This window comes from Desertivirga xinjiangensis, assembly GCF_024436435.1.
GTDB classification, from domain to species: domain Bacteria; phylum Bacteroidota; class Bacteroidia; order Sphingobacteriales; family Sphingobacteriaceae; genus Desertivirga; species Desertivirga xinjiangensis.
The window spans coordinates 562694-578326 of sequence record NZ_JAFMZP010000004.1 but is presented as its reverse complement, the minus strand read 5'-3'; the positions used below and the strand labels follow the sequence as shown (position 1 = coordinate 578326).

Below are 15633 nucleotides of genomic sequence, written 5' to 3'. Positions count from 1 at the left end.
GATTCCGTTAAGCTCGCTGAGGGCTTTTAAAATGAATTCTCAATAAGATGTTGGAGATCGGCAGGTGGCTAATCGCTATCTGTGCGAGTGAGGGACGTAAACTAAATCAGAGACGTTTCTAAACCGGGTAGATGGCAAATCAGGCAGCAGCCTTGGAGTTCACTCGGGTGCAGTGATGAGATTCTGGAGGAAATGTTTACTGGAAAAATATTTCATTCTCGTATGTCAATACGAGTCTTGAGTATGCAGAAAATAGATGTGGGTTCTGCTAACCATGGCTACATACTGCTTCTGACACCTTACGTGACATGGAATTACAGCAGACCCCACATCTATTTGACATACAAATATAGCATATCAGTTTTAGACGTAGGGGTTAATCTGCTGTCTTACGTCACGGTGTCAGAAATGTAGCCGCAAGACTCTTAATTAATTACCTATAAAATAACGATTTAAATATACATATAAATTTATAAAATACAAATTCATGCACCATTTGAAATCATTTTAAGTAATCTTTTTGCTTAATGGCATCATTGAGCAGAGTCATTATCGGCTCCAATATAAAATCTATCCGAAACGCTTTAGGATTATCTCAACACGATTTTTCCATAGTTACCGATGTCTCTAAAAGATCTATTGCAAATATTGAAGCAGCACAATCTGGTTACAATCTTGATCTATTAGACAAGATACTTTCATTTCTAGACTTAAAACTGAAGCAGATTTCAGATGACATTTTTACTGTCCCCGATGATTTTAGAGATAAGATTCTTAACCTGCATAAAAAAAGAGGTAGCCCCGCGGTGGAAATTCTTTCTAAGAGGCCGAAGATCGTTTTCGGCATCAATCACATCCTTTTAAAAAAAGACTTTATGAGGTCGCCTTTGGAAGTACATGAAATTAAGGATACCTTAAAAAAATATGGGTGGGACTACAAGAGCTCGTCAATTTCAAATGCTTTAAACAGGATGCCAGATTTAATTGAGGTTAAAGAGCATGGTGAAAAGAAAAACACCTTTGTTTATTCGAGAAAAAAATGAAATAATACTAATTAACGACCAAAAGATTATAAGGCATTTGGGAATGTTTCGAGCGTTAGAGGCGAATATCTTCGTTTCCGTTCAACTGAAGGCTAATTTACGGAGATTTTTGGAGAGGGAGAAATGGGGTTGTAACATATTTGTAACATGGGTTCTTTTTCACAAATTGTCTTGATAATACCTATTGAATTGCTCTTACAAATCCTCAGCATATAGGTAGCTTCGTTTGGCCTTAATACTACGGACAGTGCCATGTTGTAAAGTTGCTTTTGAGTTTTTTGGTGCACCCAACCGGGTTCGAACTTGTTGCTATAAATGGTTAAATATCAGTTTAATACAAGGATTTCAAATACACTGATAGTTGGTTTGGTAACCGACCAAACGACGGTGTAAAGGGAAGCATTTAAAATAGACTCAATATAAATGTACTCCTATTATGCCTCAGAATATAGAACCTGTGGCAACAAGATAAAGCACATAGTTTATGCTCATCTAGAATATTAAGTAGAGGAGGCTAATGGTAGATATGTAAACCGCTGCAACCTGGGTATCCAAGAATTCCAGTTATCCCATATTCTATTCATATAATCGAATCCCTCTTGCGAGTTGGACCAATCGTAGTCCAGCCTTATTTTTTCAAGTTGGACTGAATCATTTTCGAATACACTATTAATAAACTGCCAGAAGTTCTCCTTATGCAGGTTCCCAAACGCATCTAAATGATTTGGCCAGTTTTCTTCTATGTACGACAATCCTGCTGTGAAAGAAAAAAAATATCTAAGGTAGGCATTGGGATGTGAGTTTGCCTCTGCCTCTGCAATGCTGGTCGCTTTTCTGGAAGGTAGACAATAGAAAAGAAACTGAATACAGAATAGCGCAGACATAAATACTCCCATTTCATCCCGAAGCTCTTCCGGTATACGTTCCTTTTGAGAAGAATCATTCAACATTCCGTGGAGAATTCCTACAAAGACGCAGGAATCGACGTCCATTTCAAGCGTTTGATTATCCATTGTACTAAGTCCATTTCTTGAGTTTTCGTAAAACAAAGGATTTAATTCGTTGTGCAAATAATCAACATGCCCATTTGCTATGTGGCGAACTTCATGACGAATAATGAAGCTTAAACATAAGGTATAGAGATAGCCATGCAAGGTCAGCCTGTCGGCATCAAAAAGTACTTCCTCATTGTTAGCCATAGCTAAATCAAGACTGTTCCAGTCCGGCACATCTAGTGTTGGAATAGAAAAGCGCCCAGATGAACTACCGAATCCGGAAAATATATCGTTGTTTGATAAAACGACATAAAGGCTATCATAAATCCATTTAAATAGTCCAACGTCAAAAGAGATTTGGTATGCTCTAATACCTCGATTGTGAACTGCGGAAATACTAATGGAAAAGGTGTTTAACTCTTTAACTGTCGCAGACACCTCGAATTCTTCTGTTACCAGTTCGCCTATCAAATTATTGATGGTATGCTCGAAACCAGAAATTTTTTCTGGACTGCAAGTCTCCGAGGAGTTCAGTTTAATTTTTAAATCGAAACCGGGAATGTCAAATCGTAATCTTTCCATTAAGTATTATTGCAAACATAATTAGTAATGCAAGGACTGGCAGACGTCGATTAATATATAACATTAAAAACCAAGTTATGTAAACGTCTCTTTTGTGATATAAAAACTTCTCATTCAGCTCTAATTCTGTAATCGCACAACGTTTATGCCTTGTCTATAAAGGGCAGAAATAAGCTTATCCTTTAATTCAGGCACTCCAATAATTAAATTGGCCTTAGCTCTGCTGAAGCCAACATAATAAACACGTCCTTCATCGCTCGGAGCCTCCAATTTTGCTTTGGCATCAAGGATGTAGCGTTCAATATCACCCGAAGACTGCATGCAAACTAGCACATGATTAAACTCCGTGCCTTTAGCACTATGGATAGTCCTAATCTTTTCATCGGATTGCGTATCTACTTTTACAAAAGGGAGCATTTTATCGACACTGCAACCCCTGTAAAATGTTTGAGCGCCTCCTGGTCCAAACCGAGCGTGAGATTTGAACTGAAATTTTTTCTCTAAATGGTCAATTATTAGTAAATAGAAATCGTGAACAGTCAGTCTTTTAGATGCCTCTTTTTTAAGTTCCTCCAATATCCAGATGCTTGCTTTCTGAATGGCAAATTTACTAGCATTGGGATTAAGAGCCTTCAACTGTTGACTTACTACTTTCACAGCCTGTTTATTGTTTTTTCGCTCGAGCCAACGATAACCTGTCAAAAGAAGGTGGATGTACCTGGCCCTTTTAGAATTAGAATCTTCCGCAAACATCTTTTTCACCTGATGCTCTCCTTCTACTGCAACAGCAGTCCTGATGCTTTCGACATCACGGTGTTCAGAAGCTAGAGCTATGGCGTCTGGGCTAATGTTGTCCAGTACCCAACGATAAGACTGGCTGTGAGAACCTACCAACAAAGTGATGGGGTTGCCAGCAGGGGTATCTTCATACCCGCGCTGTTGGATATCGATTCGTAAGGTATTAAGGTAGTCAATGATGGATTGGCTCGACCTGAAATTTTGTTCAAGCTTGTAGGAGCCCATTCCTATCAATTGAAGGTTTTCAAAGTCTGTTCGGACAGCGCCAGCAAACTTGTAAATTGACTGGGCAAGATCGCCGATGATACCAATTGTCATATCTCCATCTGCAATCTTCCGCACAATGCTTGTTTGTAATACAGTCGTATCTTGAAATTCGTCAATAAATACGTACGGAAACCGGTTCCGTATGAAATCAAGAACACGGGGAGACTTTCTGATTATATAATTTGCGAAATACAAAACGTCTTCATGGTGCATCACGCCATCTGACCAATATTTTTTCTTATAAATCCATAATTCTCTGTTAGAACTGGGTACTGCAACATTAACATGTTTCTTGCTATACAACACAATATTGCCTTCATTATCAAACTTGTAATCCAGGCCTCCTAAGTATTTAACTAGGTTGGCTTTGCTATCCCTACCGTTTAAATATCCATAATAATTTTGCCGTTTGCCGTTTCTTTGCTCGATGGTTGACAGCCAACGACGGATTCGGTCTGCATGTGGAATGTGTTCCTCATGCCCTTGCATTTCAGCAACGTTGAATAGGTTATCGCCATGGTCGTCAGTTTTAATTAGATGGGCGAAGGGTTTTATCACATTGTTATAGAGAAAGCTGTGAATGGTGCATACCTCGATTTGCGACTTGTCGCAATCCATTCGGCTTAATAACTGTTCAGCTGCAACGTTGGTATATGTTATGCAAGCAATACGTCGGGTTACACCTAATTTCTTCGAATCTTTAAGTACATTTTTAACATGCTTGATTAGCCAAGTAGTTTTGCCGGCACCAGGTCCGGCAAACGCTCTGAACCGGGTCTCAATAGAAGGTAACTGATCAATATTAGGTAATTGGTTGATGTCTATCATTTTATTGGGTAATGAAAGTGATAGATTCGGCTATATAGGGTGGTACTTTGAAGTCAACTCTCGTATCTCCCTGGGCCAATAGATTTCTCCGTAATTGTTGTTCCAGCAAAAAGGCATGTTCCCCTTTTGAAGCTTCAATCGCGCGATGATAACAAGCCGCCAGAAGAGCTTTCTTCTTGGGTTCGCTTTCCCATTTACTCAAGGCTAGCCAGTTTATTATATCTTGATGCTGACACATGCTTGATAGCTCTTCAAATTCCTTAGCATCTTTTATTGCCTGCATAAGTTGACTGATAGCCGCCTTTTTATTTTTACCTTTAGTAGGAAAGCTATCGGTTAATAATAACCCACAATCGGGGTTGTGATGAGCGAGTTCATATTCCAAGGTTTTTCCAATACCTTGTGAAGGCGTCGAAATCCTCATATGAGGATAGTTTGCAGCAAAGGCTAACAGTGCCTGAGCGTGAGAGGCCATCGGTGAATAATGATATTTATCCGGTTCAGTGTCTAACTGGAATGGATAGCATGATTTCCAATGGCGACGGTGATCTTCCTCCTCCTCGTCATTTTCTCGTTCTCTATGAGATGGATCAGCGTCAGTGATACAAACAACCTTCCGGCGTAGGCAATAATTATCTGGTGCATCCTGAAACGCAAACAATTTTAAAAAATGTTTAAATGAGGTACCATCAACACTCACTATTGCGGTGTGTGCATTAATCAGCAGATCCTCGGCTTTTAGGTAAGCCGCAAAGCATGGCAACAACAATTGCTCTGCCAATCCTTCAACAAAAACTACCCGGTCTGCAAAAAGCATATTTGATTTTGTAGCGTCTAGGAAACGACGCACGTATGCTTTGGAATCCTTATCCGCATTGGAATCTGAAAAAACACGCCCAGGATAACTTACTCTTTGATATCCTTCAAAATCTTCATAAAGGCAAACTATAGAATCTAAGTTTACCGCCGCAGTTATTTGTGTAGAATGTGTTGTTATAAAAGCCTGTCTTGCCTGTTTTTGTGTATGGATGTTCTCATCTAAAAACCTGAGAAACTTGTATTGCATAGAGGGGTGCAAGTGGGCTTCTGGTTCTTCAATAGCAAGAATCGGGAAGATCTTTGCATTATCCCCCATGAAGCTGCTTCGCTCCATTTGCATGCGGGCCATAATCAAAGAGATAAACAACAGGTTATTATAGCCCAATCCATTGTTTTTTATTGGCAGTTTAAATCCTAATTTTTCAACGATTAGGCGAAGCGCAAATAGCAGTTGCTGCTCGGAAATATTTGCATCGAAATTCGGATTACCGCCTTTATCAGCACCTGTTGCCTTTGCATACGATAGAATTTCATTTTTAGATATCCTACTTATTAAATGCCCTAAAAGTTCGCGGGCTTTATTTGTAAATTCTTGCTCTCTATCCCGCAAAGATTGCTTGTTCTCAGGAGTTAACACTTCAAAGTCCTTACCTTCCGTAAGGTCGTAGTCTAAAAAGTAGTTAAGTACATCCCTGAGTAAAGTGTTGTTACCATAAAACATTTGACGTTCTGCATCACGGATTGCGTCAAGAAATTGAAAGTCGAAGCGTTCCAAATTATCACTCCCCGCCTTTTCTTCATTTTGCGGATCACCGCCGAATACAGCTGCGATATATTTCTTTAGAAACTTTTTATCGATTAGGTTGAAGCACTGTTCAGTCTCATACGTACCATCCTCTTTTATAAAGGAACTAATTTCCTTGATATACTCGCTATGGTGTTTAAACGGAAGATAAAACTGGTAGGTCAACCTTGCCTCATATGGCTGTTGCTCGTTCACCAACCAGTTATACACGACGTTTTTATCTTCAAGATCTTCGCCTATGTTATTGGCACCAGCAGCTGCAACCGTTTCTTTGATTGTAACGCTTATCTCTACTTTTGGTGGCTGGGAGAAGTCTGTAATTGATGCATTGAAATCGTCAATGGACAACCGCTGTTGCGCTCTGTCAAAAACTATTTGCAGTGCCCGAAGCAAATTCGTCTTCCCGGCGTTATTGTGACCAATTACGATATTGATTCCAGGCTCAAAAAGTATAATATTTTCCTTGAAGCCTCGATAGTTTTTAATGTTTATTTGAGAGATGTACATATTGTGAAGGCAAGTATGACGAATTTAAGATTTTTATTCAAACTTCAACACGCTTCTAGTCAATTTTTATTGCTTATTCTTTGTCGTTTACAGAGAATACTACCACCACTCTATCTAGGCTTTCTCACTGTAATAAGATTTTCGTAACCTCATTTAGCTAAAGTTTTAATCGAATGGAATTGTGTTTTAAGTTTTGTACCCATTCTGCACACGTCTCGTTTGGCTTTTGGTAGAGGCAAAAAAAAGGGTGGGCTTGGCGAGGCGAGACTCTGTGGCTAAGAAAATACATCCCGGGGCTAGGCGGAGGTGCAGAGATTTTCTAGCCCAAACCTAAAGGGCTCGGTCTTACCTGCCGCAACGGCTTACCTTTGCGATAACTTTCTGCTGCCCATATGCCCAACCCCAATCAGTAAATATCTAAGACCTCCAACAGGCGGTAAACAAGAGCCAATCGAAATCCGCTATCTTTACGAAATGAATGAAAGCGGACTTACTTGGTCTAAGGTTGATTGGCAGGATTTTCAAAAGATCAGTCTTTTTTTATACCATAAACGAACGGGCGACCTTGCGGCGGAAGAATTCTTGCGGCAGGGGCATTTTCAATCAGGTATAGACTTGTTGTCTTTTCGGCAGGAAAGCGGCAAACACGTCTGCATTCAGTGTAAACACACTAACTTAACTTTTTCTAAACTAAAAATTATAGTTCCTTTGTTTCTGTCGGGAGAATATGCGGAAACATCCGAAAGCTTTATCATAACAACTAGTGCCGACCTTCAAAAGCCGGATATTCAATCCTGGATTACAATCCAAAAACGAGAATTGCGGGAAAATCATGCAATTGCATTTGATATTTGGGACCGTTCACGCTTAGAAGACGCTCTGATTTCGCATTATCGCCTTACCGAGAAATATTTTGGGCTAGCAGAAGCGAAAGCACATTGCTTTCAACCAGCTCTCAATCCACCGTTACTTAAGCCTGTCTCGGGCTTCATGGCCCGTCATATTCAACCAGTCACCGAAACAGGTGATACAGAGGCCTGGCATTTCGCAGAAAAAGAAAGATCCGTTCTGACATTGACATCATTGATCATCGGACAATCAGCGCAAAGGGAGATTTGCTTAATTGCAGAGGCCTATGAGGGAAAGAGCAGTCTGATGCGGCAAACCGCATGGGAGCTTAGCCAGCTTGACCTTCCCATTGTCCCGCTTCTTTTAGACCTGAAATTTTGTTCAGTAATACCTATCGGACAACTTTTAAGTGATCATTTTGAAAGCTGGATGAGCGTGCCCGTAAAAGATCTCGTCATACTGATTGATGGACTTGACGAAGTGCCCGCCGCGCAGTTCAATACGGTAGTCGGTCATATCCGTGATTTCGGAAGAAATCATCCGGCTGTGCGTGTTGCGTTTTCCTGCCGCAAAATGTTTTATAATTATCAAAACCTTAACGCGGAGCTGCCCGGTTTCCAATTTTATGAGTTGCTTGAACTGCACATGCGACAAATCTTCGATTACCTGGAAGAGCAACTGGGCGACTTTAATAATGCCGCAGCATTTTATTCTAAAATGAATGGCTTAGGAATAGCCAACTTATTGGGAACGCCGTTTTATTTACACCAACTGGTGAAATGGTTTAATGACCCTACGCAAGAAATGCCCAATAACAGGATCGCTATTGCCACCCGGTTTGTAGATGAATCACTGAGTGTCTCGGCAACCCGAAAATTACGTTCGGGCCTTAGTTTTGATAAACATAAAGTAAAATACCGCGACGCTTTACAAAAACTGGCCCTACTGCTGCAAATCAAAGGGCTTAATTCCTGTCAGGATGAGTTGCTTCAGGAAGTGTTTTCCCAAGAGGAAATAGACGTTCTCACCCACAGCTCTATCCTTAATATACGTGATGGGCAATGGTCATTCATTAATGCTCTTTTCCAGGAACAACTGGCCGCCCTTGCTCTACTGAAGCTAGAGGCCACAGAGGTTATAGAGTTAGTTACACTCGGTGACAAAATACGGAAGATAAGCCGGAAGTGGATACAAACGCTCGCAACCTATTTATCCTTGTTGCGGGAAGACCATGAAGACCGCCAACAACTGGTGGCACTTATTGAGGCCGATAATATCGAACTTTTGGCGTTAAGCGAAGGCAGTAAATTTAGACCCCAGTTCCGGCTTGAAGTGCTACAAAAAATAATAAGCCGGACGAATAGGCATCAAGCAAGGTTGGTCGCAATCGACGAATCCAACCTTGCTGCGTTTGTCGGTAATGATGATGCTATTGTAGATGAACTATTAGCCGTCCTGCTACTTGACACAGCCGTAATAGTAAAGATCGTCGCTTGCCGGACACTTCGTTACCTGTCATTATCCGCATCGCAGGCGGAGCGTTATGCAAGCTTGGCTAAACAACTGTTAGTAGATATAAATGACCCTGATCTTGGCCGATTACTTCTAGAAGCTATTTCACATTATAAGTTGGGAGATGAGCAATTTCTAGATCAATTGCTGAATAATCCATTATTAGATGTGTCACATGAGTTTCGGCAGGGATTTTATCAATATTTGTCGGCTCATAATTTGGTTGATGCTCATTATAACTGGATACTTTTAGGCTTCCAGGCCCTTTATGCTCATAATAAGTCTATTTCCTACTTTGGCTCCGAAAGGAAATTACTCGATATCGTATTGACAACACGTGACAGTCAGCATATCCGAAATTTGCTTCAACTTGTACAGGGTGAGCCATTCCAAAATTTTTTCCGCCATGATAAAGACGTCACAAAAGCGTTTTATAAATCGCTCGCAGGAGTCTGTGCAGAAATATATCATTCAGACCGAACCATTATTTTCCCAGTTGTTGCTTACCTGATCTTTACCGGACGTCATCATTATGACCGAGAGCCTAACGAAATGGTTGAATTCCTGGAAATCACGCAAACTCACTCCTTAGGATTACGTATCGCAATGCTGTCGGAAAAAAACAGTTTGCAAAGGTATTCCTTCAGCAGTGCGCTTCGGCCGGTTTGTTTTCCGGACATTCTTTATGCGGTTGAGGAAGGAGTTCTGAATCGTGAAGGTTTCAACATTTGCTGTAATGGCTTCCTTTATAGTCAGCAACGTGATGCTTATGACCAACTCGAAAAATTAGGTGAAACAGCTTTCGGTTTTGTAGATGAACCCAATCCTACACATATAAGGTATCGCGAAACGCAGGAACGGAAAAGAATGAACGACTTATTATATATCGGCTCAAGAGAGGAATTCCGAAATGGTATCATTCAACTTTTTCACATTGCGGGTAGTGAAACTATCAATACATCAGAATTCTACGAACGTTTCGATGAGGATAATCCACGATTAAAAGTAAATTCCGTTTTGCTGACTTCATTCATCAGAGAACAATCTTCCGACAAGGAGGTATCTTTGCATGTCTGTTTAAACGCTATTGATAATCTGGAATATTTCAAAATATGGCGGGCTGACCAGCTAAGACGGAACTATATCATAGAATATTATCCGGATGTGGTAAGAGAGCATCTTAAGAAATATTATATCGAAGAGATAACATTTTTTCCCTTCGATACATTGAGTGTAAACAGCTCTTACAACGAACGGTATCAATGCAAACAATTGCTAAAAATATGGCGGGATAATCTTTTTCCAACAGATGAGGATATTCTCCTGAAGTTTATCCGGGTGAATACAGAGGGTTATGGTGGAATGCGATTTGCAGCGGACAATAAAAGAAAATCTGTGACCAATGCATTGTTAAACCATTTTGATGATCGTAAGTATCTCCTGAAACAATGTGTGTTAAGCAATCTTCAAACGGTTTTGACCGATATAGATATCATAGGAACGCATCTAGAGTTTTGCCGCGAACTAAGCATCAAAGAAGCGCTGCCCTATATTTTAGGCTTTATTGTAAATGAACAAGCTGAGCTCAATGACATAGATGATTATATGAAATTGTATGTTACGCTTGGCGGCCGGCATTCAAATCTTTTACCGATTTTCGATAAAATAACGGACTTAAATGGCTACCTACTGATGTTTATGGCCAAACTACTTCAAGAAACCCATCCGTTAGTTGTGATTGAAAAGCTACTGATATCACTCTATTCGGATGAAACTTCACCGGAGCGAAAAATTGAAGCAACAAGGCATTTGTCTCAACTTGGAAATCAGGAAGGGTTTAGCTACCTGATTTCCAAATTTGAAATTGGAAAGATCGCGCCCTTTGAGATTCAGGGAAACGTTAAGATTTGGGGAGTAGAAACAGAGTGGGCATTGCAACTGTTGAAACCGCTTATGCCTATTTTGCTGGATGCTAAAACAGATAAGATCAGGTTTCATCATTCACCAAAGGGTTTACTGCTTGAAATATTAAATGGCTTTGCAGCTAAAAGCGAGAAAGATCTTCAGTTGGTTACAGGTTTGATGTATCAATGTGCCAACGAACTGGCTACAAGCTACCCAAAGAACTCCGGTCACCTTGGTTGGCATGCAGAGCAAATGACGGAGAGATATCGAGAAATCAATATCGTTCCCTTATCGAATAGGGAAATCAAAAAATTATTTGAGCAGATCAGTAATTGAGAACTCAGTCTATTCAGTAAACCATTCGCTTTCTGTAAAACTTTTGCCGTATAAGACACTTTTAGCATAATCCATACCTCTAGTCGTATTCAGTACATTCTTTTTAAGGTGGTGTATTTTCGGAAAGGAAACAGTCGAATTTCGGCCCGGTCGGTTCTCCCCTGAAATGTGGATGCCCCCTCTCTTAAATTACCTGGTCAGACACACGCTAATAATTTTTATTCAATGGCTAAATACAATTGCTCTTTATCACTGCCCACTCATCTTTCAAAACCAATTTATCCACGTAAACGTCAATCTTATCATTTTTTTTCTTTACCGTCCGATGTATCTGTAAATCTTTCTTACATCATGTACACGCTGATTTCATAATGAAATAATTAGATATAAACAAAATAATCATATTTTATAAAAGCTAATGTTCATTGAGAGTTAGTATTTTTATTATATGAGTCAAACAATCGGTAGACACATTTTTTGCAAATAATATTATATTTAGGCATCTAAATACTTATCATGTTCAATATTTTGCCCTCAAAACCGCATAAACTTCTTCCAGATTTCCAAATTGAGTTTCTCACAGCACAAATCATTTTTTTGTCCATCTCTCACTTTACTGCAATAAAATGGATATAAACTGGGAAGCTAAAATACAGATTGATAAAGATTGGGTAGAACGGCAACTAATAACCCATTTCGAGGATAAGAAACTTAAAATTGCTGTAAGAGGCTACACGCCAAAAGTGATCGGGAACCAATTCTCCTGCTCGAGTATAATAGAGGAACTCAACTTTATGCTTTCTGATTATGTCAATAGCAGCAGGGCAAAGAAAAGGGAATACCAAGCACTGCTTAAAAAATATGGAAAAGACTTGGCCGATAAACGACTGGATGTGTCGTTAAACGAAAAAGCAAAAGCTTTCTTTGGCGCAACTGCGCCGGATTCTGATGGAAAATTCGGCGAACTTCTTCTATTTGCCCTGACAGAAAGCATTTTAAAGTGTAAAATGGTCGCCCACAAGATTAGCGGTTTATCAAACGGCAAAGACCAGGTCAAAGGAGGCGATGGCATATTTCTAGGAAACTATGAGCGGAGTGATGGTAGCTTGGGGCCAGCGATATTCATCGGCGAATCTAAAATCAAACAAGGCTTCAGCGATGCGGTAGGCGATGCCTTCACCTCTATCGATCGCTTCCATGCGGCAAAGACCAAGGCCGAATTCACGAATATGGAATTTATTGTAGCCAACAATACCCTCTTTACCGAAGAAGGTGATGATGATTTTGAGGAAATATTTGACCGGCTTACCCCGGGTACCGCGAGTTATGCTACACAAATTTGGGTACATCCGGTTCTTATCATGTACAATACGGCCAAAATCACCAGTTTCGAACAGCTCGCCGCTAGCCCTGAACAATTGGAAGTTTACCTAAAGGATTTTATGATGAAGGAAAAAGAGGCTTTCTTAACCAAAATCAACACCAAAATAACTGACCAGGAGAATATCAAAAAAATCTATCTTGACTTTTTCATCTTTCCCTTCAATGATGTCAAGTATTTTAGGGACGGTATGTATTTCGCCATTCATAACATGAGACCAGATCATGGAAAGTAAACTAGACCGCTTATTTTCAAATCCGCTATTAAGTAAGGTTACCGAAACATTAACCCTTAAACTTTTACACAAAAAAAATAATTCATTTCCGAATATTGCCATCGATCCCTATGAACTTCGCAAAGCGGTCTGGTTAGCCTCTATACTTGCGGAAAGTGAAAATGAAATGCACAAAAAAAGTGTCCAGGACTTCGCCATCCTGATCTATCTGAATTTTAAGGAAGATATCAGGTTGTTGAAAGTGGTCTACATTCTTTTCTCTCGGATAGGGAATCTGACCGCGACCAAATTCCTGACTGGCTTATACACTAACCCTTCAGAGAACCCGCTGGCACAGGTGTCCATGTTTGATGAAAACATCTTGCTTACCCAAGAGCTAATTGATCAGCGAATAGAAAATTTAATCATCATCAATGACAAGCCTTTTCTGTTGACAGATTTTCAGCTTCGTCTATACCATATCTTAAAGACCGAAAAATTTATTTCTATATCGGCACCTACTTCCTCTGGTAAATCGTTTATACTCAAAAGATATATAGAAGAGGCCATCTCATCAGGACAGCAACAATTTTGCGTTTTTTATATCGTGCCATCCAGAGCACTGATCAATCAGGTTAGCGAGGAACTACGGAGAGAAATCGGTAAAATAACCATCAAAAATGTTTTTATTCCCGAGCAAACCGAGGAGCTAAAAAAGGTTATTTATGTCATCACCCCGGAAAGGGCGGTTAAAATTGTAAATTCAGAAATAGGAATTGATCTTCCCGACCTCATTTTTATAGACGAGATACAGAACGTCGAGCATGAAGATGAGCGCGGCGCCCTTTTTGAATTTGTATATGAAGAACTCTCCAAAGTTCAAAAAAAAACCAAAATTATAATCGCAGGACCTTTCATCTCTAATCCAAAAGCATTGTTTACCGGACTATTCGATAGGTCCAACGAAACTGTTGACACTCAGCTTTCTCCTGTGTTGCAGCTGAAAACAATCATTAAAATTGAAGCAGATCATCTTTCACTCGTGCTTCGTAACCATCATGGCTCAAATTATGAAATCGAAAATGCAATTGAGATCCCAGGGATACAAAAGCAATTTTCTAGCAGTAATACCAAGGCTTTAGCCATAATTGTTAGTAAACTAATCAAGACTGAAGAAAGTAATCTGGTTTATGCAAGCAAAGGAAATTACGCGGAAAACTGGGCAAAAGAATTCAGCGAAACTTATGAAGACGTTGATCAATTAGAAGAGGATATGATTGATCTTATTAAGTATCTTCGTACTGACATTCACCCTCAGTACTATTTGATCAAATGTCTGCTCAAGCGGGTCGCTTTCCATCATAGCAACCTGTCCGAGTTCGTTAGAAAGGAAATAGAGACATTGTTTAACAAAGGTCAAATTAAAACACTGTTCTGTACCTCCACCTTACTTGAAGGGGTTAACTTGCCAGCCGATAACTTGTTTATCCTTCACCCTGATAAAAACCAAAAAGAGCTAAGCTCTTTTGAATTTGGGAACCTGATTGGAAGGGCAGGACGCTTAAAAAATAGTTTATATGGGACTGTTTTCTGCTTAGCAAGCGGCGATATCCAATGGGCTGAACGATTTTATGATGCGAAATATAATAAAGAAGTGGTACCGGGCAGTTCTAAGTCGATTCAAAACATTAGCCAAAAAGACCTGAGCTCTGATCAACCACTTGCGTCTGACAACAAATCAAAGGGTATAATTTCGACCCTGCGCTTTAAAGCAATTAAAGCTGACGGCTCCCTCGAAATATTTTTAAAAAAAAAGGGGATAATACCAACACAAATTACTGAATACGTCCAGGCACTCAACCAGGCAATTCAGCAAGTGTCTATTCCAATTAACGTACTCCGGCAAAATCCTTCCATAGATCCCATTATACAAAATGTACTTTACCAAAGAATTATTCAGGAAGGTTTCGAGCATTGGGTTATACATCCCAATCCAAATTTTAACGAGCCATTTACCCGTGAGCAGGCGGAAAGACTTGAATATAAAAACAAAAGCTTTTACTGGCAGCTGGACAGTTTAATCAACAGGCTCAATGATGTTTTTAAGATCACAGATGAGATTTGGAAAAAAGACAATTTCACCATTTATCCAAACACTATTTGCATTAATGCGGTCAACTGGATCCAAGGGAAAAGTATTGGTGAATTAATCAGGACGCGCATAAAATACCTTTCTTCAGATCCCAGGATAGCATTAGAAAATCGCATAGACCCAACAGATGCTGCTGCTGTAAATAAAGTGATTCGGGATGTCATCAAAATTAATCTCAAAGTGATTACTTTTTCATTGTTGAAATTCCTAAAGTTGCTCAGTAATATTTTGGAATCGGTATTAACAGAAGAGGAAAAGCAAAAATACAAACTCAGTCTGGCCTTACCTATTCAATTGGAACTTGGTACTCAGGAACCGGCCGTAATTCTTTTAATTACTAGCGGGGTGCCAAGAACTATTGCCTTGAGAGTGTTTGAGCAGTTCAAAAAATCTGGAGGTGTGAAAAATGATGAGAATGTATTGTCATGGCTAGAAAAAAGGGAAGTCGTGCCTGGCATTGAACCAACTTACAATAAATTTCTTTCCCGAAATAGATTCTTAAAAGAAAAAGCTATTTTACTAAATAAATCTGAAATTGATTAATAGGCCGAACGTATGACGTTGTGAGAATCTTTATTTGATAATTAATTCTTTTAGTTGGCCAAAAACAAACCAAAGATATTGCATTTTATCTTGTGAC

Annotated in this window: 7 protein-coding genes; 4 read left to right on the top strand and 3 right to left on the bottom strand. The window is 39.6% G+C overall.

The features are described from left to right. Window positions 1-536 precede the first annotated feature (536 nt). Entirely contained in the window at window positions 537-1043 is a 507-nt protein-coding gene (locus J3P37_RS13590) for a helix-turn-helix domain-containing protein (RefSeq protein WP_256011813.1), read from the top strand. A gap of 500 nt (window positions 1044-1543) precedes the next feature. On the opposite strand, the gene J3P37_RS13585 is transcribed toward J3P37_RS13590, so the two are convergent. From J3P37_RS13585 to J3P37_RS13575, 3 genes are all read right to left on the bottom strand, one after another. Then, window positions 1544-2620: a hypothetical protein gene (locus tag J3P37_RS13585; protein ID WP_256011812.1), complete on the bottom strand. Its 1077-nt coding sequence runs from the start codon at window positions 2618-2620 to the stop codon at window positions 1544-1546. Window positions 2621-2740: 120 nt separating this feature from the next. After that, complete coding sequence (locus tag J3P37_RS13580; protein WP_256011811.1) at window positions 2741-4513, bottom strand: UvrD-helicase domain-containing protein; 1773 nt, start codon at window positions 4511-4513, stop codon at window positions 2741-2743. A 1-nt stretch (window position 4514) separates the two neighbouring features. Then, on the bottom strand, window positions 4515-6644 hold the full coding sequence (locus J3P37_RS13575) for an ATP-dependent nuclease (RefSeq protein WP_256011810.1): 2130 nt from the start codon (window positions 6642-6644) through the stop codon (window positions 4515-4517). 474 nt (window positions 6645-7118) lie between these two features. Here J3P37_RS13575 and J3P37_RS13570 point away from each other — a divergent pair, with 474 nt between their 5' ends. From J3P37_RS13570 to J3P37_RS13560, 3 genes are all read left to right on the top strand, one after another. Next, window positions 7119-11246 carry an NACHT domain-containing protein gene (locus tag J3P37_RS13570; protein ID WP_256011809.1) on the top strand — a complete coding sequence of 1376 codons (4128 nt, stop codon included), beginning with the start codon at window positions 7119-7121 and terminating at the stop codon, window positions 11244-11246. Window positions 11247-11872: 626 nt separating this feature from the next. Next, on the top strand, window positions 11873-12862 hold the full coding sequence (locus J3P37_RS13565; protein ID WP_256011808.1) for a Hachiman antiphage defense system protein HamA: 990 nt from the start codon (window positions 11873-11875) through the stop codon (window positions 12860-12862). Further along, window positions 12852-15536, top strand: a complete 2685-nt coding sequence (locus J3P37_RS13560; protein WP_256011807.1) for a DEAD/DEAH box helicase — start codon at window positions 12852-12854, stop codon at window positions 15534-15536. The genes J3P37_RS13565 and J3P37_RS13560 overlap by 11 nt, the downstream gene beginning before the upstream one ends. The last annotated feature ends 97 nt before the right edge of the window (window positions 15537-15633 follow it).

Excerpts from the sequence above, each read along its gene's own strand:
- J3P37_RS13585 (WP_256011812.1), bottom strand. The coding sequence starts at position 2,620 with ATGGAAAGATTACGATTTGACATTCCCGGTTTCGATTTAAAAATTAAA.
- J3P37_RS13580 (WP_256011811.1), bottom strand. The coding sequence starts at position 4,513 with ATGATAGACATCAACCAATTACCTAATATTGATCAGTTACCTTCTATT.
- J3P37_RS13575 (WP_256011810.1), bottom strand. The coding sequence starts at position 6,644 with ATGTACATCTCTCAAATAAACATTAAAAACTATCGAGGCTTCAAGGAA.
- J3P37_RS13570 (WP_256011809.1), top strand. The coding sequence starts at position 7,119 with ATGAATGAAAGCGGACTTACTTGGTCTAAGGTTGATTGGCAGGATTTT.
- J3P37_RS13565 (WP_256011808.1), top strand. The coding sequence starts at position 11,873 with ATGGATATAAACTGGGAAGCTAAAATACAGATTGATAAAGATTGGGTA.
- J3P37_RS13560 (WP_256011807.1), top strand. The coding sequence starts at position 12,852 with ATGGAAAGTAAACTAGACCGCTTATTTTCAAATCCGCTATTAAGTAAG.